Origin of the sequence: Actinomycetospora atypica, from assembly GCF_042653685.1 — a bacterium.
GTDB classification, from domain to species: Bacteria; Actinomycetota; Actinomycetes; order Mycobacteriales; family Pseudonocardiaceae; genus Actinomycetospora; species Actinomycetospora atypica.
Map to the genome: position 1 here is coordinate 1 of NZ_JBHSIV010000008.1, position 24,024 is coordinate 24,024.

At 75.2% G+C, this 24,024-nt stretch carries 29 protein-coding genes; 17 read left to right on the top strand and 12 right to left on the bottom strand.

All coding sequences use genetic code 11. The features are described 5' to 3' along the window. The coding region (locus ACFPBZ_RS09470) for a DUF4232 domain-containing protein (protein ID WP_378035789.1) at positions 1–727 on the top strand (727 nt) is incomplete at its 5' end. Positions 728–781: 54 nt separating this feature from the next. Here the strand turns inward: ACFPBZ_RS09470 and ACFPBZ_RS09475 are convergent. After that, a complete protein-coding gene (locus ACFPBZ_RS09475; RefSeq protein ID WP_378035989.1) occupies positions 782–3,109 on the bottom strand; it encodes a transketolase-like TK C-terminal-containing protein in 2,328 nt (775 codons plus the stop codon). Positions 3,110–3,270: 161 nt separating this feature from the next. On the opposite strand from ACFPBZ_RS09475, the gene ACFPBZ_RS09480 reads away from it, so the two are divergent. Further along, the gene (locus ACFPBZ_RS09480) at positions 3,271–3,708 is read left to right on the top strand and encodes an Lrp/AsnC family transcriptional regulator (RefSeq protein WP_378035990.1); all 438 of its coding nucleotides are present in this window, start codon (positions 3,271–3,273) and stop codon (positions 3,706–3,708) included. Between the two features lie 65 nt (positions 3,709–3,773). After that, complete coding sequence (locus ACFPBZ_RS09485; protein WP_378035790.1) at positions 3,774–4,748, top strand: zinc-binding alcohol dehydrogenase family protein; 975 nt, start codon at positions 3,774–3,776, stop codon at positions 4,746–4,748. 64 nt (positions 4,749–4,812) lie between these two features. Here the strand turns inward: ACFPBZ_RS09485 and ACFPBZ_RS09490 are convergent, their stop codons facing one another. Continuing rightward, positions 4,813–5,592: a MerR family transcriptional regulator gene (locus ACFPBZ_RS09490; protein WP_378035791.1), complete on the bottom strand. Its 780-nt coding sequence runs from the start codon at positions 5,590–5,592 to the stop codon at positions 4,813–4,815. Between the two features lie 50 nt (positions 5,593–5,642). On the opposite strand from ACFPBZ_RS09490, the gene ACFPBZ_RS09495 reads away from it, so the two are divergent. The 4 genes from ACFPBZ_RS09495 to ACFPBZ_RS09510 all read left to right on the top strand — a co-directional run bounded on the left by ACFPBZ_RS09495 (position 5,643) and on the right by ACFPBZ_RS09510 (position 8,878). Next, positions 5,643–6,083, top strand: a complete 441-nt coding sequence (locus ACFPBZ_RS09495) for an acetyltransferase (RefSeq protein ID WP_378035792.1) — start codon at positions 5,643–5,645, stop codon at positions 6,081–6,083. A 70-nt stretch (positions 6,084–6,153) separates the two neighbouring features. Next, on the top strand, positions 6,154–7,146 hold the full coding sequence (locus ACFPBZ_RS09500) for a sensor domain-containing diguanylate cyclase (protein ID WP_378035793.1): 993 nt from the start codon (positions 6,154–6,156) through the stop codon (positions 7,144–7,146). 10 nt (positions 7,147–7,156) lie between these two features. Continuing rightward, positions 7,157–8,251 carry a GGDEF domain-containing protein gene (locus ACFPBZ_RS09505; RefSeq protein WP_378035794.1) on the top strand — a complete coding sequence of 365 codons (1,095 nt, stop codon included), beginning with the start codon at positions 7,157–7,159 and terminating at the stop codon, positions 8,249–8,251. A 207-nt stretch (positions 8,252–8,458) separates the two neighbouring features. Further along, positions 8,459–8,878 (top strand): hypothetical protein, encoded by a 420-nt coding sequence (locus ACFPBZ_RS09510; protein WP_378035795.1) that lies wholly within the window; start codon positions 8,459–8,461, stop codon positions 8,876–8,878. A 4-nt stretch (positions 8,879–8,882) separates the two neighbouring features. On the opposite strand, the gene ACFPBZ_RS09515 is transcribed toward ACFPBZ_RS09510, so the two are convergent. Then, complete coding sequence (locus ACFPBZ_RS09515) at positions 8,883–9,257, bottom strand: hypothetical protein (protein WP_378035796.1); 375 nt, start codon at positions 9,255–9,257, stop codon at positions 8,883–8,885. Between the two features lie 14 nt (positions 9,258–9,271). After that, the gene (locus ACFPBZ_RS09520) at positions 9,272–9,496 is read right to left on the bottom strand and encodes a hypothetical protein (RefSeq protein WP_378035797.1); all 225 of its coding nucleotides are present in this window, start codon (positions 9,494–9,496) and stop codon (positions 9,272–9,274) included. A 143-nt stretch (positions 9,497–9,639) separates the two neighbouring features. On the opposite strand from ACFPBZ_RS09520, the gene ACFPBZ_RS09525 reads away from it, so the two are divergent. Continuing rightward, positions 9,640–10,089 carry a DUF3293 domain-containing protein gene (locus ACFPBZ_RS09525; protein WP_378035798.1) on the top strand — a complete coding sequence of 150 codons (450 nt, stop codon included), beginning with the start codon at positions 9,640–9,642 and terminating at the stop codon, positions 10,087–10,089. A gap of 6 nt (positions 10,090–10,095) precedes the next feature. Here ACFPBZ_RS09525 and ACFPBZ_RS09530 read toward each other — a convergent pair whose 3' ends face one another. From ACFPBZ_RS09530 to ACFPBZ_RS09540, 3 genes are all read right to left on the bottom strand, one after another. Then, on the bottom strand, positions 10,096–10,671 hold the full coding sequence (locus ACFPBZ_RS09530; RefSeq protein ID WP_378035799.1) for a hypothetical protein: 576 nt from the start codon (positions 10,669–10,671) through the stop codon (positions 10,096–10,098). 68 nt (positions 10,672–10,739) lie between these two features. Continuing rightward, complete coding sequence (locus tag ACFPBZ_RS09535) at positions 10,740–11,318, bottom strand: hypothetical protein (protein WP_378035800.1); 579 nt, start codon at positions 11,316–11,318, stop codon at positions 10,740–10,742. Positions 11,319–11,409: 91 nt separating this feature from the next. Continuing rightward, positions 11,410–12,150 (bottom strand): hypothetical protein, encoded by a 741-nt coding sequence (locus ACFPBZ_RS09540; protein ID WP_378035801.1) that lies wholly within the window; start codon positions 12,148–12,150, stop codon positions 11,410–11,412. A 55-nt stretch (positions 12,151–12,205) separates the two neighbouring features. Here ACFPBZ_RS09540 and ACFPBZ_RS09545 point away from each other — a divergent pair, with 55 nt between their 5' ends. Continuing rightward, entirely contained in the window at positions 12,206–12,934 is a 729-nt protein-coding gene (locus tag ACFPBZ_RS09545) for a uracil-DNA glycosylase family protein (RefSeq protein ID WP_378035802.1), read from the top strand. Positions 12,935–12,943: 9 nt separating this feature from the next. Here the strand turns inward: ACFPBZ_RS09545 and ACFPBZ_RS09550 are convergent, their stop codons facing one another. The 4 genes from ACFPBZ_RS09550 to ACFPBZ_RS09565 all read right to left on the bottom strand — a co-directional run bounded on the left by ACFPBZ_RS09550 (position 12,944) and on the right by ACFPBZ_RS09565 (position 15,815). After that, a complete protein-coding gene (locus tag ACFPBZ_RS09550; RefSeq protein ID WP_378035803.1) occupies positions 12,944–13,921 on the bottom strand; it encodes an FAD-dependent oxidoreductase in 978 nt (325 codons plus the stop codon). Between the two features lie 205 nt (positions 13,922–14,126). Further along, positions 14,127–14,300, bottom strand: a complete 174-nt coding sequence (locus ACFPBZ_RS09555; protein ID WP_378035804.1) for a CsbD family protein — start codon at positions 14,298–14,300, stop codon at positions 14,127–14,129. Between the two features lie 75 nt (positions 14,301–14,375). Then, positions 14,376–15,539: a winged helix DNA-binding domain-containing protein gene (locus ACFPBZ_RS09560; RefSeq protein ID WP_378035805.1), complete on the bottom strand. Its 1,164-nt coding sequence runs from the start codon at positions 15,537–15,539 to the stop codon at positions 14,376–14,378. A 9-nt stretch (positions 15,540–15,548) separates the two neighbouring features. Beyond that, complete coding sequence (locus tag ACFPBZ_RS09565; RefSeq protein ID WP_378035806.1) at positions 15,549–15,815, bottom strand: acylphosphatase; 267 nt, start codon at positions 15,813–15,815, stop codon at positions 15,549–15,551. Positions 15,816–15,901: 86 nt separating this feature from the next. Here ACFPBZ_RS09565 and ACFPBZ_RS09570 point away from each other — a divergent pair, with 86 nt between their 5' ends. Further along, positions 15,902–16,597 carry an alpha-ketoglutarate-dependent dioxygenase AlkB gene (locus ACFPBZ_RS09570; protein WP_378035807.1) on the top strand — a complete coding sequence of 232 codons (696 nt, stop codon included), beginning with the start codon at positions 15,902–15,904 and terminating at the stop codon, positions 16,595–16,597. A 19-nt stretch (positions 16,598–16,616) separates the two neighbouring features. On the opposite strand, the gene ACFPBZ_RS09575 is transcribed toward ACFPBZ_RS09570, so the two are convergent. Continuing rightward, positions 16,617–17,081, bottom strand: coding sequence for a nuclear transport factor 2 family protein (locus tag ACFPBZ_RS09575; protein WP_378035808.1), 465 nt, complete (start codon positions 17,079–17,081; stop codon positions 16,617–16,619). 81 nt (positions 17,082–17,162) lie between these two features. On the opposite strand from ACFPBZ_RS09575, the gene ruvC reads away from it, so the two are divergent. The 7 genes from ruvC (at position 17,163) to ACFPBZ_RS09610 (ending at position 24,005) form a co-directional block, all read left to right on the top strand. Continuing rightward, on the top strand, positions 17,163–17,744 hold the full coding sequence (gene ruvC, locus ACFPBZ_RS09580) for a crossover junction endodeoxyribonuclease RuvC (protein ID WP_378035809.1): 582 nt from the start codon (positions 17,163–17,165) through the stop codon (positions 17,742–17,744). 157 nt (positions 17,745–17,901) lie between these two features. Then, positions 17,902–18,519 carry a Holliday junction branch migration protein RuvA gene (gene ruvA / locus ACFPBZ_RS09585; protein WP_378035810.1) on the top strand — a complete coding sequence of 206 codons (618 nt, stop codon included), beginning with the start codon at positions 17,902–17,904 and terminating at the stop codon, positions 18,517–18,519. A gap of 28 nt (positions 18,520–18,547) precedes the next feature. After that, entirely contained in the window at positions 18,548–19,621 is a 1,074-nt protein-coding gene (ruvB, locus tag ACFPBZ_RS09590) for a Holliday junction branch migration DNA helicase RuvB (protein WP_378035811.1), read from the top strand. Between the two features lie 90 nt (positions 19,622–19,711). Then, positions 19,712–20,194 (top strand): preprotein translocase subunit YajC, encoded by a 483-nt coding sequence (yajC, locus tag ACFPBZ_RS09595; protein WP_378035812.1) that lies wholly within the window; start codon positions 19,712–19,714, stop codon positions 20,192–20,194. A gap of 123 nt (positions 20,195–20,317) precedes the next feature. Beyond that, positions 20,318–22,111 (top strand): protein translocase subunit SecD, encoded by a 1,794-nt coding sequence (secD, locus tag ACFPBZ_RS09600; RefSeq protein ID WP_378035813.1) that lies wholly within the window; start codon positions 20,318–20,320, stop codon positions 22,109–22,111. After that, positions 22,108–23,472, top strand: coding sequence for a protein translocase subunit SecF (gene secF, locus ACFPBZ_RS09605; protein ID WP_378035814.1), 1,365 nt, complete (start codon positions 22,108–22,110; stop codon positions 23,470–23,472). Before secD ends, secF begins: the two co-directional genes overlap by 4 nt. After that, positions 23,469–24,005: an adenine phosphoribosyltransferase gene (locus ACFPBZ_RS09610; RefSeq protein ID WP_378035815.1), complete on the top strand. Its 537-nt coding sequence runs from the start codon at positions 23,469–23,471 to the stop codon at positions 24,003–24,005. The genes secF and ACFPBZ_RS09610 overlap by 4 nt, the downstream gene beginning before the upstream one ends. Positions 24,006–24,024 lie beyond the last annotated feature (19 nt).

Below are 24,024 nucleotides of genomic sequence, written 5' to 3' on the forward strand. Positions count from 1 at the left end.
CGCGGCCCTGCGGCGCGGCCTGCTGGCCGCCGCGGCCGTCCTGGTGCTGGCCGGGGGAGTCGTCGGCGGGGTCGTCCTCACCGGGAACGACTCGCCGCTGCCCGTGGCGGCCCCGCAGCCCCTGCCCGCCGCCCCGGTCGCCGTGGCTCCGGCGCCCCTGCCGGCCCCCGCCTCCGAGGTCGCCCCCGACCCCACCGTCCCGGCTGCCGACCCCGCGTCGCCCGCCGCCGCCGACCCCGTCGTGGCCGACGACGCGGACGGCGGCGACGCCCCGGTGCCCGAGCAGCCGGCACCCGCTCCCGCCCCGGGCGCGCCCCCGGCCCCGCCGACGCCCGCGCCGTGCCGCAGCGTCGTGTCCTCGATCGCGGGAGCGGGTGCCACGGTCCGCGTCGTGTTCACCAACCGCGGCGACGTCGCCTGCACGCTGCAGGGTTTCCCCGCGGTGCGGTGGTACGCGGGGAAGAAGGCCGTCGGGAAGCCGGCGTCGAAGGCCGGCGCCCGCGGTGCCGTGTCGACCCTCGCGCCCGGCGGATCGGCGTCCGTGACGCTGAAGATCGTCCCCGTGTCCGAGTTCGACGCGAAGAACTGCCAGGCGGTGGCCACGACGGGCCTGCGGGTCCGCGCGCCGGGGACGACGGCGGCGGCCACGCTCCCGCGGGCCGGCAAGGCCTGCTCCGGGACGATCGGGAAGCCGCAGCTGACGGTGACGTCGGTGGGGCCGCTGTAGGGGGTGGCCTGCGGCCCCGTGAGCACTAGTCCGTGTCCCGACACGGATTACTGCTCACAGGGCGTCAGCCACCTCCAGGCCCGCCGTGACGATCCCGTCGGCGTCGATGCCGTGGATCGCGTAGGCGCTCGCGAGGTCCGACGACTGCCCGAAGCTGGTCACGCCGAGGTGGCGGGCCGGGGTCCGGTGCACCCCGGCGAGGAACGCCAGCGTGTGCGGGTGGCCGTCGAGCACGGTCACCAGCGGGGCCGCCCGCCCGGCGGGGAGGGCGCCGTCGAGCACGCGCCGGTCGCCGCCCTGCAGGGCGCGGAAGAGCAGGTCGGCGCTGGTCACGACGACGACGTCGGCGGGCACGTCCATCGCGGCGAGCCGCTCGGCGGCGGCGAGGGCGGCGGGCACGGTGGCGCCCATCGCCGCGATCGTCACGCGCGGGTGCGTCGCGGCCCGGTGCAGCAGGTAGCCGCCGCCGACCACCTGGGTCCGACGACGCTCGCGGGCGGCGGGGTCGGCCGGCACGTCGGCGAGGGACTGGTCGACCGGCGCGGTGGACAGGCGCAGGTAGGTCGACGAGCCGTCGGGGCGCCCGAGGCGGCCCAGCCCGTCGAGCAGGCACCACGTCACCTCGACCGCGAACGCCGGCTCGAAGGCGGTGCAGCCGGGCTGCTCGAGCCCGATCGACGGGGTGGTGATCGACTGGTGCGCCCCGCCCTCCGGCGCGAGCGACACCCCGGACGGGGTCCCGACGAGGATCGACTGCCCGCCCGCGTACATGCCGAAGGCCCAGGGCTCGAGGGCGCGGGAGACGAACGGGTCGTAGAGCACCCCGATCGGCAGCAGCGGTTCGCCCCAGCGCGACCAGGTGGCGCCGAGCTCGCCGAGCAGCCCGACGAGGTTGGTCTCGGCGATGCCGAGCTCGATGTGCCGGCCGGTGGGGCGCTCGCGCCAGTGCAGGATCGTCTCGGCGTCGTCGGCGAACCAGTCGCGGCGCTCGCGGGGTGACCAGGAGCCGACCTTGTTGAGCCAGCCCCCGAGGTTGGTCGAGGACGCGACGTCGGGGGACACGGTGACCACGCGCCGCGCCGCGTCGGGCGCCTCGCGGGTGAGGTCGAGCAGGGCCCGGCCGAGGGCCTGCTGGGTGGTGCCGGTGCCGGTCGGGGTGCGCCCGGCGTCGGCGGGCACGGCCGGGACGGGGGTGCCGGGCCCCTGGTCCTGCGGTCGGTCGAGGCGGCGGGCGGTGTCGGCGCACAGGGCCGCCGCGGCGGAGTCGGGGGGCAGCGGGCGCCACGGGTCGTCGAGGTCGGCGTCCATGTCCGCCGCGAGCTCCCGCATCTGGGCCTCGTTGAGCAGCGTCGAGTGGTTCTGCGGGTGGCCCTGGGTGGCCAGCCCGTAGCCCTTGACGGTGTAGGCGAAGATCACCGTCGGGCGGGAGTCGTCGATGTGGTCGTAGGCGTCGAGCAGGGCGCCGAGGTCGTGCCCGCCGAGGTTGCGGATCGCGGCGTGCACGGCGTCGTCGTCGATCGTCCGCAGCAGGGCCGCGATCTGCTCGGGATCGTCGGGGTGCTCCGGCGTGCCCTCGCCCGGCACCCGCTCGCGCAGCTCCGCGGCGCTGCAGCGCAGCAGCCGCTGGTACTCGGGGTTCGACATCGAGTCGATGCGCCGCCGCAGCGCCTCCCCGCCCTCGCGGGCGTAGAGGTCGTTGAGCAGGCGCCCGTACTTGACCGTGATGACCTGCCAGCCCGCGGCCTCGAAGAGCCCGTGCAGGCGGGTGACCGAGATGTCGGGGACGACGCGGTCGAGGGACTGGCGGTTGAAGTCGACCACCCAGGTGACCTCGCCGAGCTCGCGGACCAGCGGGTCGAGCACCGCCTCCCACACCGCGCCCTCGTCGAGCTCGGCGTCGCCGACCAGCGAGAACTGCCGGCCCGTCCCGGCGCGGGTGCCCAGGCCGTGGGCGTACCGGCGCGCGATCGCGCCCCAGATCGGGGCCGTGGCCCCGATCCCGACCGAGCCCGTCGAGTAGTCGACCGGGTCGGGGTCCTTCGAGCGCGACGGGTAGGACTGCAGCCCGCCCTTCTCCCGCAGCGTGGTCAGGTACCGCGCGTCGAGCCGGCCGAGCAGGTGGTTGATCGCGTGCAGCACCGGCGAGGCGTGCGGCTTGACCGACACCCGGTCCTCCGGGCGCAGCGCCCCGAACCACAGCGCCGTCATGATCGTCGTGATCGACGCCGACGACGCCTGGTGCCCGCCGACCTTCAGCCCGCCGGGGTTCGGGCGCACCCGGTTCGCGTGGTCGACGATGGCGGACGCGAGCCACAGCACCCGCTTCTCCACCGCGCGCAGCGACTCCAGGTCGGCTGCCTCGGACTCGGCGGGGGCGGGCATCGTGGTCGACACGCGGGGACCTCCTGGGCCGGGGGTGGACGCCCACATCTCACCGGCCGTCGTCGGCCGCAGCAACAGAACGCACGGAATGCCCGACCTCGACGCAACGGACTCGGGCCTTCCGGAGGAGATCGACCGTTACGTTGTGCGGCGTGACCGCTCTGCCCGAGGTGGACGACGTCGACCGCCGTCTCCTCGCCCTGCTCCAGGAGGACGGCCGGCGCACCTTCGCCGACATGGCCCCGCGCGTCGGGCTGTCCGTGGCGGCGACCAAGCGCCGCGTCGACCGCCTGCGGGAGGTCGGGGTGATCACCGGGTTCACCGCGACGGTCGACCCGGCGAAGCTCGGGCTCGGGGTGGAGGCGTTCTGCGAGGTGCGCTACGCCGGCACCACCCCGGTCGGGGACATCGTCGAGACCGCGTCGACCGTGCGCGAGGTGCAGGCCGTCTACACGATCGCCGGCGACCCCGACGCCCTCGTGCAGGTCCGGGTCCGCGACATCGCCCACCTGCAGGACGTCATCGACCGGCTCCGGCGGGCCGGGGCCGTCGTCGGGACCAAGACGCTGATGGTGCTCGGCCGCTGGGCGAGGAGCTGACGCATGTGAGCACTGAATCCGTGTCCCGGCACGGATGAGTGCTCACATGCGGGTACCGCACCCCCATGAAGGCCATCGCCTACCACTCCGCCGCCGGACCGTTCTCCGAGATCGACCTGCCCGACCCGACGCCCGGCCCCCGCGACCTGCTCGTCGAGGTCCGGGCGGTCTCGGTCAACCCGGTCGACACCAAGGTCCACGGGTCCGACCCCGGGGACGAGCCGAAGGTCCTCGGCTACGACGCCGCCGGGGTCGTGCGGGCCGTGGGCGACGAGGTCACGCTGTTCGCGGCCGGCGACGAGGTCTACTACGCCGGGTCGATCGCCCGGCCGGGCACGAACGCCGAGCTCCACGTGGTCGACGAGCGCATCGTCGGGCGCAAGCCCGCCACGCTCGACTGGGCCGAGGCGGCCGCGCTCCCGCTCACCGCGATCACCGCGTGGGAGTCGCTGTTCGACCGGTTCCGGGTCCGGTCCGACGACACCGGCACGCTGCTCGTGATGGGCGCCGCCGGCGGCGTCGGGTCGATGGTGATCCAGTTCGCGCGGGCGCTGACCGGGCTCACCGTGGTCGGGACCGCCTCGCGCGAGGAGTCCCGGCAGTGGGCGACGGCGATGGGCGCGCTGGCCCTCGCCGACCACCACGACCTCCTCGGGACCCTCGCCGAGGCCGCTCCCGACGGCGTCGACCTCGTCTTCTCGCCCTTCACCGAGGGCATGATCGAGACCTACGCGCAGGTGATGAACACCGGCGGGCAGATCGTCGCGATCGACGAGCCCGAGGGCCTGGAGACGCTGCCGCTGAAGGACAAGTCGCAGAGCCTGCACTGGGAACTCATGTTCACGCGCCCGCTCTTCGAGCCCGCCGACATGGTCGCCCAGCACGAGCTCCTCGACCGGACCGCCGAGCTCGTCGAGAAGGGCACGGTCCGCACGACGATCTCCGAGCGGCTCGACGGCCTCACCGCCGAGAACCTCCAGCGCGCCCACGACATGGTCGCTGACGGCCACATGTGCGGGAAGGTCGTCATCACCGTCTGACCGGGAGGCCGGCCGTCGTCGGGAAGGATCCTTCCCGACGACGGCCCGGGGTCACTCCGCCCGCTTATCCATCCCCGTCGCTCCGCTCGCCCCGGTACGCCGCGATGGCGTCGTGCACGTACTGCGCGAGGCCGGGCTCGAGGTCGTCGTAGGTCTTCGCGAAGCGCTCGTCGGTGACGTAGAGCTCCGCGAGGTTGCGGTGCATCTCGGGGGAGAGGTCGTAGAACCGCTCGTCGATGTGCCGGCCGTGCGCCGCGGCGGCGGCGACCGCCCGCTCCGACGTGGCCGGCTCCCCGGCCCGCTTCGCCGCGACGAACTCGGCGTTGACCTCGTCGGCCTCGGCCTTGATCGCGATCCAGTCGTCCTTCGTGTAGCGCGTGGTGCGCTCCTGCGACTGCCGCCACGCCGCGGTGTCGCCCCAGCGCTCCTGCGCCTCCTGCTGGTACTCGTCCTTGAAATCGTCACCGAAGAGCTCCCTGCGCTCCTCGCGGGTCAGCTGGATCCCGTCCACTTCCGCCTCCAGGGCTCGGTCGATGGCCGTGACGAGGTCGCGCATCTCGTCCAGCCGGGTCATGACCGTGTCCCGCTGCCGCCGCAGGTGTGCTCCGAGGTCGGCGGCGGGGTCGTCGAGGAGGACGGCGATGTCCTCGAGGGCGAACCCGAGCCGTCGGTACACGACGATGTGCTGCAGGCGGGTGATGTCGGCGTCGGTGTACACGCGGTACCCGGCGGCGCTGCGGCGGGTGGGCCGCAACAGGCCGACCTCGTCGTAGTGGTGCAGGGTCCGCACGGTCACCGCGAAGCGCTCGGCCACCTGGCCCACGGTGAGCGCCGTCTCCGTCATCCCGGTCATGATGGGAGACGTTGGTGCCTGACGTCGCGTGAGGGTCAAGAGTGTTCATCCGGGATGCGGTCGAGGACGACCGCGAGGTTCTCGTCGGGATCTGGCGGCGCGCGGTCGAGGCGACGCACCACTTCCTCACCGCCGAGGCGGTCGACGGGTACGAGGGACAGGTGCGCGCCGCCCTGCCGAGGGCGGCGGTGCGGGTGGCGACGGGTCCCGACGACGAGGTGGTCGGGTTCCTCGCCGGGAGCGGCGGCGAGATCGACATGCTGTTCGTCGACCCGGCGGTGCACGGGACCGGCGCGGGCACGGCCCTGCTCGCCGACGCCGCGGCGCACCACCCGATCCTCACGCTCGACGTCAACGAGCAGAATCCCGCCGCCCGCGCGTGGTACCGGCGCCGCGGCTTCGTCGAGACCGGCCGCGACGAGGTCGACGGGGACGGATCCCCCTATCCGGTGATCCACCTCCGGCTGGCGACGCCGCCCTGAGCCATACGCGCCCGGGCGGTTGGGTAACAATGGGCGACGGGGGTCGCACCGGCGGTGATCAGGGGGAACGGTGAACGGGAGCCAGGACCAGGCGGTCGACGTCGACCCGGAGCTCGCGCCGCCCCGGGCCTTCGACCAGGCCTGCCTCATGGTGGTCGACTACCTCGCCGAGGCGGTCCCCCTGGACGCGTGGGCGGTGACGCGCGTGGCCGGCGGACGCCAGACGGTGCTCGTCGCGAAGGACTCCGGGCTGGGTATCGCCCCGGGGGTCGGCGGGCGCTGGTCGGAGGCGATGTGCCGGACGATGGTCTCCGGGGAGACGCCGCGGATCGTGCCCGACACCTCGGCGCACGCCGCTCTCGCGCCCGCGCTGAAGGCCGCGCACGAGCTCGAGCTCGACATCCGCGGCTACGTCGGCACCCCGATCGTCTACCCCGACGGTGAACTCTTCGGCACCGTGATCGGGCTCCACCCGGCCCCGCTCGACGAGGGCTACACCGCCCACGAGGGCCTGCTCGACCTTCTTTCGAGCCTGCTCTCGAGCGTTCTCGAGGCCGACACCGCCGCCGTGGACTCCGAGCGCGAGCTCGAGCGGGCGGTGTCCGAGGCCGAGACCGACGCGCTGACCGGGCTGCTCAACCGGCGCGGCTGGGAGCGGTGGCTCGCCCGCGAGGAGGACCGGTTCCGTCGCTTCGGTGACCCGGCCTGCGTCGTCATGATGGATCTCGACGGGCTCAAGCGGGTCAACGACACCGAGGGCCACGACGCGGGCGACCGCTACCTGCGCCGCGCCGCCGACACCCTGCGCGGGGCCACCCGGCACGGCGACCCGCTCGCCCGGCTCGGCGGCGACGAGTTCGCGATGGTCGCCACCGTCGCGCCCGACCACGCCGGGCCGCTGGTCCGCCGGCTGCAGGCCGTCCTCGACGAGGCGGGCACGCCGTGCTCGGTCGGGGTCGCCCCGTTCGACGTCGCGGCCGGGTTCTCCCAGGCGGTCGCCGAGGCCGACGCCGCCATGTACTCGGACAAGCGGGCACGGAAGGGGTCCCACCCGGGACGGTGACCCCCACGGGGTGACCTGCGCCCCGACGGGCCGGGCCGTGGCGGTGGCCGTGGTAGGAGGGACGTCGACGGGCGACGACGAGGAGACCTCGGTGCAGGTCGGCATGCGACTGCCGAAGGCGTTCGACGAGGCCTGCCGCATGGTCGTCGACTACCTGGCCGGGTCGGTGCCGATGGGCGCGTGGGCGGTCTCCCGGGTGACCGGGAACCGGCAGACCATGCTCGTGACGGCCGACTCCGCGTACGGGATCGCGCCGGGCCTGCAGATCGCGTGGTCGTCGTCGCTGTGCCGGACGATGGCCCTGGGCACCACGCCGCGGGTCGTCGCCGACACGGGCCTCGTCGAGGGCCTGACGGCGGCCGTCGACGACCACGCGGCCCAGGACGTGCGGATCGGGGCGTACGTCGGCACCCCGGTGGTGAACCGCGACGGCACCCTCTTCGGCACCGTCCTCGGGCTGAACCCCGACCCCCTGCCGGAGTCCTTCCTGCGCCACGAGGCCCTGCTCGACCTGCTGTCGAGCCTCCTCTCGAGCGTCCTCGCGGCCGACGGCGCGGCCGTGGAGACCGCGCGCGAACTGGAACGGGCGATGACCGAGGCCGAGACCGACGCGCTGACCGGGCTGCTCAACCGCCGGGGCTGGGAGCGCTGGCTGGTCCGCGAGGAGGACCGGTTCCGCCGCTTCGGCGACCCGGCGAGCGTGGTGATGTTCGACCTCGACGGGCTCAAGCACCTCAACGACACCGAGGGCCACGACGCCGGCGACCGCCACCTCCGGACGACCGGCTCGGTGCTGCACAGGATGCTGCGCGCGGGCGACCCCGTGGCGCGGCTCGGCGGGGACGAGTTCGGGCTGGTCGCCCCGGTGGGCCCCGACGACGCGGAGCGGCTCGCCGACCGGCTGCAGGCGGCGCTGCTCGACGCCGGGGTGTCGTGCTCGGTGGGGGTCGCGCCGTTCCGGGTCGACGCCGGGTTCGCCGTGGCCTGCGCGGAGGCCGACGCGGCGATGTACGAGAACAAGCGGGCCCGCCGGGTGGTCCGGGGGTCGCCGGCGGTGGTGCACGGCGTGGCGGACCCCGTCGTCGAGGTCACGCCGGGCCGCTGATCACCAGCACGTGGGGCCGGTCCTCCGCTCGTCCGGCCTGCCTGGTGTACCGGTCGACGTGGGGGCCCGACCATGATCACGACCTCGTGAGCGACACGCGCAAGAGTCGGTGCGACGCGCTCACGAAGTCATGATCATGGTGGACCGAGGGCTGTCGGACCGCTGCCCTACCGTGCATCTCCGGACCGTGCGACGAGGGGGACGACGATGGCCGACCCGACCGTGACCTCGTGCCCCGACCCCGCGACCTGCCGGAACCTCGGCGACGGGCACCGCACGCATCCGATCCGCGCCCGTCTCGCCGGGGAGAGCCCGTGGGGCTGGCGCGACGGCGTGGTGGTGATGGCGTCCGGCGGCCGGGTCACCGTGCGCTACGTCGAGGAGGACGGCGAGGTCGTCGCGGAGCACCACCGGGCGCTTCCGCTGTCGGACGGCGACCCGGTCCGCGTCCACGAGCAGTTCCGACTGCTCACCGGGCCGGGCGGGTGGTTCTGCGTCGCCCTCGAGGGCGGGCTCGGACCCGTCCCGGCTCCGGCCGCACCGGATGTGTGGTCGCCCGAGGCGAGCCCGGGGATCGTCGACCTCGCGAGCGGGGACGGCGTCGCCACCGACCACCGCGAGCCCTGAGCCGTCACTCCAGGGCGGCGGCGAGGAGGTCGGTGAGGGAGGCGAACGCGTCGTCGGGGGAGAACAGGACGTCGACCGCGTCGCCGCGCGAGTACCCGTGCTCCGCGGTCCATCGCACCGTGTAGAGGTGGCGCTGGCTGAGCCACAGCTCGCCGGACGCCCACCACTCGAAGATCACCGGGTCGGCGCAGGGGTGGAACCCGAGGCCCGTCTCGTCGGTCAGCCCGTCGTGCAGGGCGTAGAGCGTGAGCAGCTCGTCGACCACGAACGCGGGGACGTCGGCGGCCCGCTCGGCGAACACCGCGCGGTCGGCGGCGGAGGCCGGGGTGGCCGGCGCGCCGTCGAGCACGCGGTGGACGAGTTCCTCGAGCGAGGGCACGGCAGCAGTGTCGCTCAGCCGTCGTCGTCGTCCCCGTCGTCGTCATCGGCGGGCTGTGGGGCGGGCTGCGGGGCGGGCTGGGACTGCACCGGGGCGCCGGGCGCCGCGGGGGCCGGCGCGACCTGGCTGGTCGACGGCCCGGCCGCCGGGGCGCGGTCGTCGTCCTCCTCGGCCTGGCCCGGTCCGGCCAGGATCATGACGAGGCAGAAGATCGCGCCCGACACCCCGAGCACGTTCACGACCCGATCCTTCGTGATCACCCACCCCGCCCCCTTCGGCTCCGGACCTCCGAGCTTGATCGAGTGACGGCGATCACGTCAAGGAAACCCCTACCACCCACCCGGAAGGACCTGGACCACCCGGCGGCACCAGGATCGGGACGGTGGAGACACGGGACGACCGGTTCGCGGGGTACCGGCGGGCGCGCCTGCGGGTGCGCGACGGGCGGGGCCGGCTGCTGATGGAGGTCCGGCCCGACGACACCGGCGCCACCACCGGCCGCTTCCCGTTCGGCGTCCCTGCCCACGTCCTGACCGCGGAGAACCCCGGCGCCGAGCGGCCGGGCCCGCGGGAGAACGAGCGCCGGCAGCGGGCGCTGGTCGCGGAGCTCCCGGCGGGCACCCACCGGTGGGACGCGGAGGCCGGCGCGGACGACGGCTCGCACCGGGAGCGGAGCGTGCTGGTCACGGGGCTCTCCGACGAGGAGGCCGTCGCCCTCGCCGCCCGGTGGGGACAGGACGCGATCTTCCGGTGGACCCCGGAGGCCTGGTCGGTCCTGCCCTGCGACGGCGGGCCCGCGTCGCACACCGGGTGGACCCTCGTGTCCCGGTGACCGCGATCAGCCGGACGTCGGGGGACGGTCCGTGTCGACGACCCCGACCGGGAGGAGCCCGGCGACGAGGACCGTGTCGGGCGGGACGTCCTCGGGGACCGCGGAGAGCTCGACGGGCGGTCCCGGCTGCCACGTCAGCCGGGACGACACCCGGATCGAGGTGACCCGGTAGCGCTCGCGGCACAGGGCCACGAGCTCCCCGAGCTCGGTCCCCGGCGCCAGGTCGGGATCGAGGTACAGGGCGCCCCCGATCGCCACGTGACCCTCCCCGGGCGGCGTCGAGGCCCAGAAGAGCGGGAAGAGGCGGCCGTCGGCGTCGAGGACGCTGACGGGCCCGATCCCGGTCGTGTCCTCGCCGATCGAGGTGAGCACCGAGCCCTGGGCCCGCACGATCCCGATCTCGTCGTGCGTCCAGCCGTCGGCGCCGCTCGTCGGGAGGTACTCGGAGACGAAGAGCGCGGGGGCGACCTCGATCTCGTCCCCGACCGCGAACCGGAGCAGCCCCCGGCCGTCGAGGAAGGTCCGCGGCAGCTGGACGGCGAGCTCCGACCCCGGCCGGCCGGGCGGCGGTCCGGTCGGCACGGCGTCCGCGTGCCGGGGGGCGCCCGCGACCCGCACCGGGCGTCGTCGGGACGTCCTCGCGGGCCTCCTCACCGCGGTGCCAGGTCGACGACGTGGAAGGCGGCGGGGTCGGCGTCGTCGGGCTCGGGGAGGGCGGGCAGCGCGACCGCGACGAGGCCGTCGCCGCGGGGGACGTAGGAGCGCCAGGCGCGGATCGTCCAGGTGCGGGCGAGGGCGACCACGGTGGCGCGCACCGGTGCGGGCCCGTCCTCCGCGACGACGAGGAACCCGGCCAGCTCGATGCGGCTGCCGGGGCGGGCGTCGACGCCGTCGAGCAGGGGCCAGGAGCGCCCGACGACCTCCAGCGTGCCCGGCAGGCAGAGCGGGTCGTCCTCGCGGCCGCGCCCGAGGGTGCCGCGCGCGTCGAGCCGGCCCTGCTCATCGGTGCGCCAGCGGTCGGCGCCGACGAAGCAGGGCCGGACCTCGCGGTCGGCGATCGCGAGGGCGAGCGTGCCGGTCTCGCCGACCCGGCGGCGGCGCAGCCCGGCGGTCGTCGCCCGGGGGACGCGGGCGGTGACGTCGACGCCGTCCCATCCGGGAAGCGGCAGGGGGAAGCGGCTCGCCCCGAGCCCGTCGAGGGGTGGGGCGGGCAGCGCGGCGCGTCTCATGGGGACCTCCAGGGGGAACGGGTGCCGTCACGCCCTTGGACTGCGCCCGGCCCCGATCGGTTCCGGGAAATTCCCGGGAGGCCGACGGAGGTCAGGCCGGCCGGATCGTCGCCCCGCGCAGCCGCAGGCCGCCTGCCCCGCGGCTGGCCGGACCGGTGACGACGACCTCGCTGCCGAGCAGGCGCGCGGCGTCGCGAACCGGGTCGGCGTCGGAGTCGTACGCGGTCACGAGGCTCTCGACCACGACGTCGGCCCCGGTCTCGTCGAGGACGCGGAGCACCCGGCGACGGAGGTCGACCCGGTCGAGCCGACCGCGGATCGAGGCCGTCGCCCCGTAGGAGCGGGGACCGTCGGTGCGGGGCCACCGGTCGCGGGAGAGACCGGCGGGGGCGAAGCTCGCCTCGCGGAACCGGTCGCCGCCGAAGGTGCAGGTGCGGGCGGTCCGGACGAGCGCGTCGAGCAGCTCGACGCAGGCGTCGCCCAGGAGGGCGGAGGTCCAGGCCGGCGGTTCCTCGTTCCACAGGCCCCGGACCAGCTCGGACAGCGCGTCGACGACCTCGTGCTCGAGGCCCTCGCCGAGCACGTCGTCCTCGCCGACCGCGAACCGCAGCGCGGTCGCCGCGCCGTCGGCGGTGAACCCGACGAGCCGGACGCGGGCGGCGCGTTCGACGACGCCGGCGCTGCGCCCGGGCCGCGCCTGGTGCACCAGGTGGCGGGCGATCCGGGTCGTGAGCCGTTGCAGGGCGCCGACGAGCGCGACGAGCCCGCCGGCGTCGAGCTCGCCGGGATGGTCGGGTCCCCGGTGCAGGCGCAGGACGAGGAGGTCGGCCACCCCAGCTCCCCTCGTCGGCTGCGGTCCCCATCGTGGCCTACCTAGGGTGGGGCGTGTGGGCACCGTCGTGTGGAACCGGCTCGCGCAGCGCCGGGGTGAGCTGCTGAGCCGGGAGCTCGACCCGGACCGGCACGCGTACTGGTGGGCCCGCCGCCACGACGGGTGGCACGGGCGGCTCAACCGCTGGGTCGACCGCCTGCGGGACACGACGATGGAGAACGTGCCCTACGTCGACCCGACGGCGGCCTCGTCGGGGGCCCGGGTGCTGCTCCTGCTCCACGAGCCCGCCGCCGACGCCGAGGACGGGTGCGGGTTCGTCAGCCGGTACGCGAACGACGCCGTGTCGGCCAACCTCTACCGCGCGGCGGACCGGGCCGGCCTGGAGCACGAGGTGACGCTGCACTGGCACCTGGTCCCGTGGTGGATCGCCAACCCGAACCACGACCCGCCGCGACGGCTCCCCACCGAGGTGGTGCGGGCGAAGCCGCGGCTCGGCGAGTTCCTCGACCTCCTCGGGGCGCCGCCGGCGGAGGTGGTGCTGCTCGGCGCTCCGGCGGCGAAGGCGTGGGACGTCCTCGCGCGGCGGGCGGGGCTGCCGTGGCAGCTCGGCACCCCGACGGTGTCGCGCGCCCCGCACCCGAACCCCCTCGTGCACGACCGGCTCGACCCCGTGACCGGCCGTCGCAACGGCGACCGGCTCGTCGAGGTCCTGCGGGGCGCGGCGCGCCGGGCGCGGGGCGAGGCGGAGCCGCCGGCGCGGGCGTCGGGCCGCCGGCCGTTCTGAGGGCTCTCCTCAGCCGGCCGCGACGAGCCGGACCACGTCGGCGGCCGCACCCCAGCTGACGGTGATGCCCCCGGTCGCGTGGCCGTAGGCGTGCACGACGAGGCCGTCGCGCCGGGCCTCGGCCTCCACGCGCATCGTCGGGCGGGTAGGGAGCAGCCCGGTGTCGACGCGGATCGTCCGCGCGTTCCGCAGGCGCGGCTCGATCTCGCGGCACCAGCGCAGCACGTCGGAGGCCAGCTCCCGGTCGGGTCGCGGGTCGGTCCGGCCGCCCACGCGGGCCCCGCCGAGGTGCACCCGGTCGTGGTGCGGGATCACCGACACCCACTGGCCGCCCCGGGAGGCGTCCACGAGGACGCGGTCGAGCCCCGGGTTGTCGGTGACCACGTACTGGCAGAACAGCGGGCGCACCGTGGGGTCACCGGCGAGGTCGCGGGCCGCGAGCCCGGTGGCGTTCACGACGACGGGTGCCATCGCGAGTGCCTCGTCGAGCGAGTCCACCCGCTGCAGGCGCACCTTCCCGCCCTGTGCCTCGAGGCGGTCGAGCATCCACGGGACGTAATGCTCCATGTCGACCACCGGGACCCGGTAGCGCCGGCCGTGGGCGAAGCCCTCGGGCAGCTCGTCCGGGGTCGCGGGGCGCAGGTCGGGGGACAGGCGGCTCAGCGCGGGGAGGAGGTCGCCGAGGTCGGTGGCGTCGAGGGTCAGGCCCTCGAGCATCGAGACGCCGGAGCCGGGCCGGCCGCTCAGGTCGCAGAACGCCCGCATCGTCCGGGAGGCCCACGCGATGGTGGTGTCGAGCGGGGCCTGGGGGATGGGCGACCAGACGCCCGCCGACCGCGCGGAGGTGGTGTCGGCGGGGTCGTCGGCGGTCCACAGCGTCACCTGGTGCCCGGCCTCGGCGAGAGCGACGGCACTCGTCAGCCCGATGATCCCGGCGCCCAGCACCACCACGTCCCGAGGGGTGGAGGGGGACTCCAGGTCGCTCACGAACGGACAGTAGCGGGCCGTTCCCCGGATTCGCGCCGCAGCTGCGGCGGCGTCACCCGAACGGACCTATGGTGTGGCTGCTTCGGACAGTTCGGTCTACCTGGAGTCGTCCCGTGCGGTGACGATCGGTGAGGAGCTCCGACCCCCGGAACGACGACGGCGCCCGGGCCGGATGGCCACGGGCGCCGTCGTGCTCGGCAGGGTGTCAGGACTTGAAGGCGTCCTTCACCTTCTCGCCGGCCTGCTTGATGCTGCTCTTGGACTGGTCGGCCTTGCCCTCGGCCTCGAGGGACTCGTTCCCGACCGCGCTGCCGGCCGACTCCTTGACCTTGCCCTTGAGCTCTTCGCCCTTGTTCTCGGCCTTGTCGGAGGTGCTCATGCGGTCCCCTCTCGGAGTGGGTCTCGGATCGTCGTCGATCCGCTCGCCGGGGGAGTACCCCCTCCCGGGTGTCGATCAATCGTTCCCGCCGACCGGAGGCGTCGCGTCCCGGGTCCCGGTCCGGGCGGCCTCGATCGCGCGCCACCGGTCCCGTTCGGCGTCGAGGGCCGCGGCGGGCAGGGCGGGTTCGCCCGCGAACAGCGTGACCGCCGGGCCCTCCGGGCCGGCCTCCCAGATCCCCACCACCCGGGCGTCGCGGAGCACGACGGGCGCGATCCAGCCGGCCGCCCGGCTGACGTCCCGGCGGTGGGCGGCGGGCACGACGTGGGGGTCCTTCGTGCCGGGACCGAGGATCCACTGGTCGAACGCGGGCAGCAGACGCACCTCGTCCCCGGGCGGTCCGGGCGCGGGGCCGCACAGCGCCTCGAGGTCGTGCGTGCGCGCGTGGAGGGTGACGGTCGGGCCGTCGGGGTCGTGCACCTCGACCGGGGACAGCGTGCCGGCGTCGGTGAGCTCGGCGAACCAGCGGCGCAGGGTGGCCCGGGCGGTGGCGCCCCGGAGCAGCCACTCGTCGAACGTCGCGGGGGAGGCGGGGCCGTACGCGCCGAGGTAGGCCTCGACGACCCGGGGCGCGGCCTCGTCGGGACCGGGGAGCCCGTCCCAGCCCGCGACGACGTCGGCGGGGGCGGCGAAGGTCGGCCGGCCCCCGCGCGGGGCGCCGTTGACCAGCAGCCCCTGCCAGGCCAGGGGTTTGAGGAGCGTGCCCCAGCCCGAGGAGAGCTTCGCGGTGAGGTGGTCGTCGACGTGGGCCGCCAGCTCGGCGACGAGCTCGTCGCGGGTGAGCGTGCGGCCCGGCAGCAGCTCGGTGACCAGCTCGCCGAGGCGCCCGATCTCCGTGCTCGTGGCGAACTCCCGCTGCCACGCGCCCTTCTCCCAGGTGCGCGCGGCCGCGAGCAGGGCGAGGACGTCGGGCGCCTGACCGGCCTCGAGCAGGTGCAGGGTGCCGCGCGCGGCCCACGTGCGCACCAGCGACCCGCGGCGCAGGGCCTCGCGGACCTCCCCGGGCCCCGGACCGCGCACCGCCACCGCCTGCTCGGCGGCCGAGGTGACCTGGGCCTGCACGCCGAGGAGGCGCCGGGCGACCTCCTCGGGTGCGCCGGCGGGGTCGCCGTGCAGGAAGTGGCGCCGGGCGCGCCAGGCCCGGACGGCGCGCCGGTCGGTCCGCGGCAGGTCAGGCATCCGGTGGCCTCATCGCTGGGCGAAGTCGTCGTGGCCCTCGCCCGGGTGCTCCTCGACGTCGACCCCGGTGACCTCCGCCCGCTCGGGTCCCCGGCGCGCCCACGCGACCATCCGCTCGACGGCCGCGTCGTCGCCTTCGACGAGCATCTCGACGGTCCCGTCGGAGCGGTTGCGGACCCAGCCGGTCACTCCCAGCCGGTCGGCCTCGGACTCGGCGCTCGCGCGGAAGAAGACCCCTTGGACGGTGCCGTGGACGACGACGTGCCGGGCGCTCATGTCCCGCTCGGTACCCTCCGGCGGCCCGCTCCGCACCCCCGCCCGGTGACTGGCCCGGCGTTCGAACATGTGTTCGACTGTACGGCATGACGGCGGTGTTCACTCCTTCCCTGTTCGACCTCCCCACGGCCGGGGACGCGCCGACCGGTGAGGTGTCCTGGCTCGGCGGCCACCGCACGTGGCTCGACGACCGCTCGTGGGTCGACGTCGTGCCGGGCTGGCTGCGCGGCGCCGACGTCTGGTTCGACGAGCTGGTGGGCGGGGTGGCGTGGAACCAGCGGCACCGCCGCATGTTCACCCAGGAGATCGTCGAGCCGCGGCTGACCTGCGGGTGGGCGCTCGACGACGCGCCGGCCCCGAGCGGGCACCTCGCGGCCGAGCTCGCCGGTCACTACGGCGAGCGGTTCGACCGGGTGTCGGCCAACTTCTACCGCGACGGGGCCGACTCGGTGGCCTGGCACGGCGACCGGGTGCGGTTCGTGCACCCGGAGCCGGTGGTCGCGATCGTGTCGCTCGGGGCGCCGCGGCGCTTCGGGCTGCGCTCGCTCGCGGCGGACGACCGGGCGGGGCGGGGGCGCGGCGGGGGCACGCGCTGGCTCACCGTCTGCGGCGGTGACCTGCTGGTGATGGGCGGCCGGTGCCAGCACGAGTGGCAGCACACGGTGCCGAAGGAGCCGGGCGCCGGCCCGCGGATCAGCGTGACGTTCCGGCACGGCGACCCGGGGCCCGTGGCCGCCCGGTCGGAGCGCGCCCGGGACGTCCCGGAGTGGGCGCTGCGCTGAGCCCTCCTCCGGGGTGGGGTCAGATCGGGATGTCGGTCTCCTCGCCCTCGGCGCGCGGGCCGAGGATGCGCCGGTCGGCCTCGTCGATGCGCAGGTCGTTGATGCTCGCCTCCCGCCGGCGCATCAGCCCGTTCTCGGCGAACTCCCAGTTCTCGTTGCCGTAGCAGCGCCACCACTGCCCGTCGGCGTCGCGGCACTCGTACTGGAAGCGGACCGCGATGCGGTTGCCGGCGAACGCCCAGAGCGACTTGCGCAGGGCGTAGTCGAGTTCGCGTTCCCACTTCGCGGTGAGGAACTCGACCACCTCGTCGCGGCCGCGGACCCACCGGTCGCGGTTCCGCCACTCGGTGTCGACGGTGTAGGCGAGCGCGACCTTCTGCGGGTCGCGGGTGTTCCAGCCGTTCTCGGCGGCACGCACCTTCGCCGCGGCGCCCTCGGCGTCGAAGGGCGGGAAGGGCGGTCGGGCCTCGGGATCGTCGGTCATGGGCCGACCTCATCACGTCCGGGGGGCGGCGGGCGCGTCGCCTCACCGGCCGCGGGGTGGGCGTGGGTAGCGTGACCGGCCATGCGGGTGCTGGGTGTGGACCCCGGGCTGACGCGCTGCGGCCTCGGGATGGTCGAGGGCCGCGCCGGTCGTGAGGTGCGGGCGCTCGCCGTCGACGTCGTCCGGACGCCGCCCGACGACGAGGTGGCCGCGCGGCTCGCCGCGATCGCCGACGCCGTCGAGGCCTGGATCGCCGAGCACCGCCCCGACGTCGTCGCGGTGGAACGGGTGTTCAGCCAGCACAACGTGCGCTCGGTGATCGGGACCGCGCAGGCCGGCGGCGTCGTCGCGCTGGTGGCCGCACGCGCCGGACTGCCCGTCTTCTTCCACACCCCGTCCGAGGTCAAGGCCGCGGTGACGGGGTCGGGCCGCGCGGACAAGGCACAGGTGACCGCCATGGTGACCCGCATCCTCGCGCTCGACACGCCCCCGAGGCCGGCCGACGCCGCCGACGCCCTCGCGCTCGCCGTCTGCCACTGCTGGCGGGCGCCGATGATGGCGCGGATGGCGGCGGCCGAGGCCCGTGCCGCCGAGCTGACGCGGGTGCACGCGGCGAAGGTCGCGGCCGCGGGACGCACGGCGCGGCGGCTCCCGCGGGTCTGACGCCCGCCCTCGTCCTCCGGGCGCGTGAGGCGTGTCGGCCCCCGGCGTGGCGTGCGGCGAGGCCGTCGGGGGTGCCCGGTACGGTGCCGACGTCGAACAGGTGTTCGTCGTCGGGCGTGATGGTCCGCGGACGGCGGTCGGGGTGGGAGGAGCGGCGATGATCTCGTCGGTGCGCGGGGAGGTCCTGTCGGTCGGGCTCGACCACGCCGTGGTCGAGGTGGGCGGCGTGGGCATGGCCGTGCAGGCGACGCCGAACACGCTCGCCGGGCTCCGGCGCGGGCAGAGCGCGCGCCTCGAGACCGCCCTCGTCGTCCGCGAGGACTCCCTGACGCTGTTCGGGTTCGCCGACGCCGCCGAACGCGAGCTCTTCGGGCTCCTGCAGACGGTGACGGGCGTGGGGCCGCGGCTCGCCCTGGCCACGCTCGCGGTGCTCGACCCGGCGTCGTTGTCCCGCGCGCTGGCCGACGGCAACCTGACCACCCTGATGAGCGTCCCGGGCATCGGGCGCAAGGGCGCGGAGCGCCTGGTGGTGGAGCTGCGCGACAAGGTGGCCCCGCCGGAGTCGACGCCGTCGGCCGCCGAGGAGGAGCAGGCGCCGTCGGTCGTCGCGAGCGGCACGATGCGCGAGCAGGTGGTGGAGGCCCTCGTCGGGCTGGGGTTCGCCGCGAAGCCCGCGGAGAAGGCCGTGGACGAGACCGTCGGCGCCCTCGGTGACACGGCCGGCCCGTCGGCCGTGCTGCGGGCCGCGCTGCACCGCCTGGGGCCGAACCGGTGACGGGCACGAGCTCCGACGGGGGACGGCCGTGAGCGGCGACGAGCTCTCCGCCGACCTCGAGCGGGCCCTCGCGGCCACCTCGGAGGTCGGCGAGTCCGACCTGGAGAACCGGCTCCGGCCCGCCCGCCTCGCCGAGTTCATCGGGCAGCCGCGGGTGCGCGAGCAGCTCGACCTCGTGCTGCAGGGCGCGCTGCGCCGCGGCCGCCCGCCCGACCACGTGCTGCTCTCCGGCCCGCCCGGGCTCGGCAAGACGAGCCTCGCCATGATCATCGGCACCGAGCTCGGCAGCGGCGTGCGGATCACCAGCGGGCCCGCGCTGGAGCGGGCCGGCGACCTCGCGGCGATGCTGTCGAACCTCGTCGAGGGCGACGTGCTGTTCATCGACGAGATCCACCGCATGGCGCGTCCCGCCGAGGAGATGCTCTACCTCGCGATGGAGGACTTCCGGGTCGACATCATCGTCGGGAAGGGCCCGGGGGCCACCTCGATCCCGCTCGACGTCGCGCCGTTCACGCTGGTCGGGGCCACCACGCGCGCCGGGTCGCTCACCGGCCCGCTGCGCGACCGGTTCGGTTTCACCGGCCACATGGAGTTCTACGAGCCCGAGGACCTCGAGCTCGTCGTGGCGCGCAGCGCGGCCATCCTCGAGGTCGATCTCGTGCCCGACGGGGGACGCGAGATCGCCCGCCGCTCCCGGGGGACGCCCCGCATCGCGAACCGGCTGCTGCGCCGGGTGCGCGACTACGCCGAGGTGCGCGCCGACGGCCGCGTCACGCGCGACGTCGCCCGGGCCGCCCTGGCCGTGTACGACGTCGACGAGCTGGGGCTCGACCGGCTCGACCGCGCCGTGCTCGGGGCACTCGTGCGCTCCTTCGGCGGCGGACCCGTGGGGGTGTCCACGCTCGCGGTGGCGGTGGGCGAGGAGCCGGGCACCGTCGAGGAGGTCTGCGAGCCCTACCTGGTGCGCGCCGGGATGCTCGCGCGGACCCCGCGCGGCCGGGTCGCGACCCCCGCGGCGTGGCGCCACCTGGGGGAGTCGCCGCCCGAACCGGACGTCGGGGACGAAACCGATGAGCATGGCCCGCCGACACTGTTCGGCTGAACTGGCAGACTCGACAGCGAGCAGTGTGAGTACGGACGACGGATCGCGCCCCCGCGGTCGGTCGGATCGCACCGATCCGAACGGAGCGAGATGGACCTCCTCTTCCCGCTGCTGATCATCTTCATGATCGGCATGATCTTCTTCTCCAACCGCCAGCGTAAGAAGCAGGCGCAGGCGCAGGAGAACCTCCAGAACGCCATCCAGGTCGGCGACGTCGTCCTCATGACCAGCGGCATCAGCGGCACCGTCGTCGACACCGACGACGAGCGCACCCTCGACATCGAGATCGCCCCCGAGGTGATCACCACGTGGCTGCGCGCCGCCGTGCGTGAGAAGCTCTCGAGCGAGGTCGACGAGACCGTGGCGCCGCTCGCCGACGACGAGCACGACGACGCCCTCGAGCCGGCCGCCACCCCGGCGGCGCCGACCGCGTCCCCCGTGGCCACCCCGGCCGCCGAGCCGAAGGACGCGCCCCGCTCCGGCGGCTCGTCGTTCTCCGACCCCACCGCCTCGCCCACCGGCGACGGCGTGTCGGCCGGCTCGACGACCACCGGCGAGTCGCGCACCACCTGAGCGACACGGGTCCGTGTAGCGGACGGCGTCCCGCCGTCCGCCACGGGCCGGGTGCGGTGGCCGTCGGTGGGGCGTCCTACCCTGCGACCAGGTCCGATCCCCACCTGATCTGGAGTTCGCAGCGTGGCCCCTCCCACCGTCCGGTTCCGGCCCGGGCGCTACCTGGCCTTCTTCGTGGCCATCGTGGTGGTCCTGTACGGCCTGGTGTTCCTCACCGGTGACGGCTCGCCCACCCCGAAGCTCGGGATCGACCTCCAGGGCGGCACGCAGGTCACGCTGACGGCCCGCACCGAGACCGGCGCGGCCCCGACGCCCGACCAGCTGAACCTGGCGCGGCAGATCATCGAGCAGCGCGTGAACGGGCTCGGCGTCTCGGGCGCGGAGGTCGTGCAGAACGGCAACAACCTCGTCATCACGGTGCCGGGCACGTCGGGCGACCAGGCCCGCAGCCTGGGCCAGACGGCCCGGCTCTACTTCCGGCCCGTCGTGCAGGGGCCGGTCGCGGCCACCCCGCCCGCCGCGGCGGGCCAGCCGGGCCAGCCCGGCCAGCAGCCCGGTCAGCAGGGTCAGCCCGGCCAGACCGGCGGCGGCGCCGGCGCCGCCACCCCCGGCCAGGCCCCGGCCGGGCAGGCCGTGCGCCTCCCGGTCCAGGAGCCGACGCCGCCCGCACCGCCCGCGGGCGCGCTCGCCGGCGCCGGCACGTCGCAGGACCCGCGGCTCGCCGCGGCGATCGCCCAGGCCAAGCAGACCCGCCAGAGCACCGACCCGGCCGTCCAGGCCCAGGCGCTCCTGGCGCTGAACTGCCAGGCGGACGACCCGCTGCGCGGGTACGACGACCCGACGCAGCCCCTGGTCGCCTGCCAGCGCGACGGCACCGCCAAGTACGTCCTCGGGCCGTCGATCCTCTCGGGCACCGAGGTCGCCGGAGCCACCGCGTCGCCGAACCCGCAGGGCGCCGGCTACGTCATCGACGTGACCTTCAAGTCCGCGGGCGCGGCCATCTGGGCGCAGTACACGGGCTCGAACATCGGGCAGGCCGTCGCCTTCGCGCTCGACTCGCAGGTCGTCTCGGCACCCACCATCCAGGCGGCCCAGCCCGCCGGGAACTCGCAGGTCAGCGGCAACTTCAACCAGGCCTCCGCGCAGGACCTCGCGAACGTGCTGCGCTACGGCTCGCTGCCGCTGTCGTTCGACACCTCCGACGCCCAGACGATCTCGGCGACCCTCGGGCTCGCGTCGCTGCAGGCGGGGCTGATCGCCGGCGTCATCGGCCTGGTCCTGGTGTTCGTCTACTCGCTGTTCTACTACCGGGCGCTCGGGGTCCTGACGATCCTGTCGCTGGTCCTCTCGGGACTGATCGTCTACGCGGTGCTCGTGCTGCTGGGCCGCAGCATCGGCTTCACGCTCGACCTCGCCGGCGTCGCCGGGTTCATCGTCGCGATCGGCATCACGGCCGACTCGTTCGTGATCTTCTTCGAACGGATCAAGGACGAGATGCGCGAGGGCCGGAGCTTCCGCTCGGCCGTGCCGCGCGGGTGGACGCGGGCCCGCCGGACGATCCTCTCCGGCGACGCGGTCAGCTTCCTCGCCGCGGTCGTCCTCTACGTCCTCGCCGTCGGCCAGGTGCGCGGGTTCGCCTTCACGCTCGGCATGTCGACAATCCTCGACCTCATCGTCGTGTTCCTGGTGACCCACCCGCTGCTCTCCCTGGCGTCGAACTCGAAACTCTTCGCCAGCCCGGCCTGGTCGGGGCTCGGCAAGGTGGCCAACCAGTCCGGGTCGGGCCCCCGCTCGGGCACCGGCACCACCCCGCGGGTCGGGGCGCGGCCGGCGGGGTCCCGGCGCGGCACCGGCTCCCGCAGTTCCACCGACCGCTCGACCACGCGCAGCGGCTCCGGCCGCGGAGGTACCCGATGACCCGCGCAGGAGGCCGCCCGGGCCGCGACCCGGAGCCGGTCGAGGACGACCGCGTGCCCGACGACGCCCTCGACGACGCCGGGCCCGACGACACCGACGGCGGGCCCGACGAGGCCCCGGGGCAGCAGTCCCCGCGCCGGGGGCAGAAGCGCGGCCGGCTCGACGCGCTCTACGAGGGCAACGGCGGGATCGACATCGTCGGCCGCTCGAGGACCTGGTACGCGGTGTTCGCCGCGATGGTGGTCGTCTGCCTGCTCTCGATGATCCTGCGCGGCTTCAACTTCTCGATCGACTTCGAGGGCGGCACCTCGGTGCAGTTCCCGGCCCGCGGGGCCACCGGGGTCGCGGAGACCAGCCAGGTCCAGGAGGTGTTCGACCGGTCGGTCGGGCGCCCCGCGGAGGCCGTGCAGACCGCCGGGGCCGGCGACACCTCGACGATCCTCATCAAGTCCGACCGGCTGTCGCAGGGCGAGGTCGTCGCGCTGCGCCAGGCGCTGTTCGACCGCTTCCAGCCCCTCGACGCGAGCGGCCGGCCCGACCAGAACGCGGTGAGCGACAGCGCGGTGAGCGCGAGCTGGGGCGGGGAGATCACCCGCCAGGCCCTCATCGCCCTCGTCGTGTTCCTGGTGCTCGTCTCGGTCTACCTGGCGTTCTACTTCGAGCGCCGGATGGCGCTCGCGGCCCTGATCGCCCTCGCCAACGACATCATCATCACCGCGGGCGTCTACTCGCTCATCGGCTTCGAGGTGTCGCCCGCGACCGTCATCGGCCTGCTGACGATCCTCGGGTTCTCGCTCTACGACACCGTCGTGGTGTTCGACAAGGTCCGGGAGAACACCCGCGGGCTGGCGGGGGTCACGCGGCGCACCTACGCCGAGGCCGCCAACCTCGCGGTCAACCAGACCCTCATGCGCTCGCTGAACACGTCGCTGATCGCCGCGCTCCCGCTGATCGGCCTGTTCGTGGTGGGCGTGGTCCTGCTCGGCGTCGGGGTGCTGGGCGACCTCGCCCTGGTCCAGCTCGTCGGCACGATCATCGGCGCGGCGTCCTCGGTGCTGCTGGCCACGCCGATCGTGGTCGACCTCGCGATGCGCGACCGGGTCTGGGTCCAGCAGGCCCAGCGGGTGCACGCGCGCCGGGAGAAGAACGCCCGTCGCGGGGCGACGGGCTCCGACGGCGCGACGCCGGGCGAGCGGACCGACGTGCTCGACACCCGCGCCGTCGCGGCTGCCGCCGCGGCGCCGGGCCGGGCCGGCTCCGAGTCGCCGCGCACCGCGACCTCGCGCAGCGCCACCTCGCCCCGGCCCGGCGCGCGCCCGGCGGGGAAGTCCGGCCGGCCGGGCGGGAAGCGCCGCCGGTGACGGCGTCCGGCGCCGACCTGGCCGTGATCGAGGGCCTGATGCGCGCGGTCGAGGACTTCCCGAAGCCGGGCATCCGGTTCTGGGACCTCACCACGGTGCTCGCCGACGCCGAGGGGCTCGCGGCCACCACCCGGCTGCTGAGCGCCGCGGCCCCCCGCGCCGAGGTCGACGTCGTGGTCGGGATCGAGGCCCGGGGCTTCCTGCTCGGGGCGGCCGTGGCCCAGGCCCTCGGCCTCGGGATCGTGCCGGTCCGCAAGGAGGGGAAGCTCCCGGCCGTGGCGGCGTCCCGCTCCTACGACCTCGAGTACGGCTCGGCCACGCTCGAGCTGCCTACCGGGGTGCTCACGCCCGGCACGCGGGCGCTCCTCGTCGACGACGTGCTCGCCACCGGCGGGACCGCGGCCGCGGCGTGCGAGCTCGTCGAGGGGTGCGGCGCCCACGTGGCCGCCCTGGCCGTCGTGCTCGAGCTGCCGGCCCTCGCGGGTCGCGAACGGCTGGGGCGGCGTCCCCTGCACGCGCTGCTCGCTCGCTGAAACCCGAGCGGGACATCGC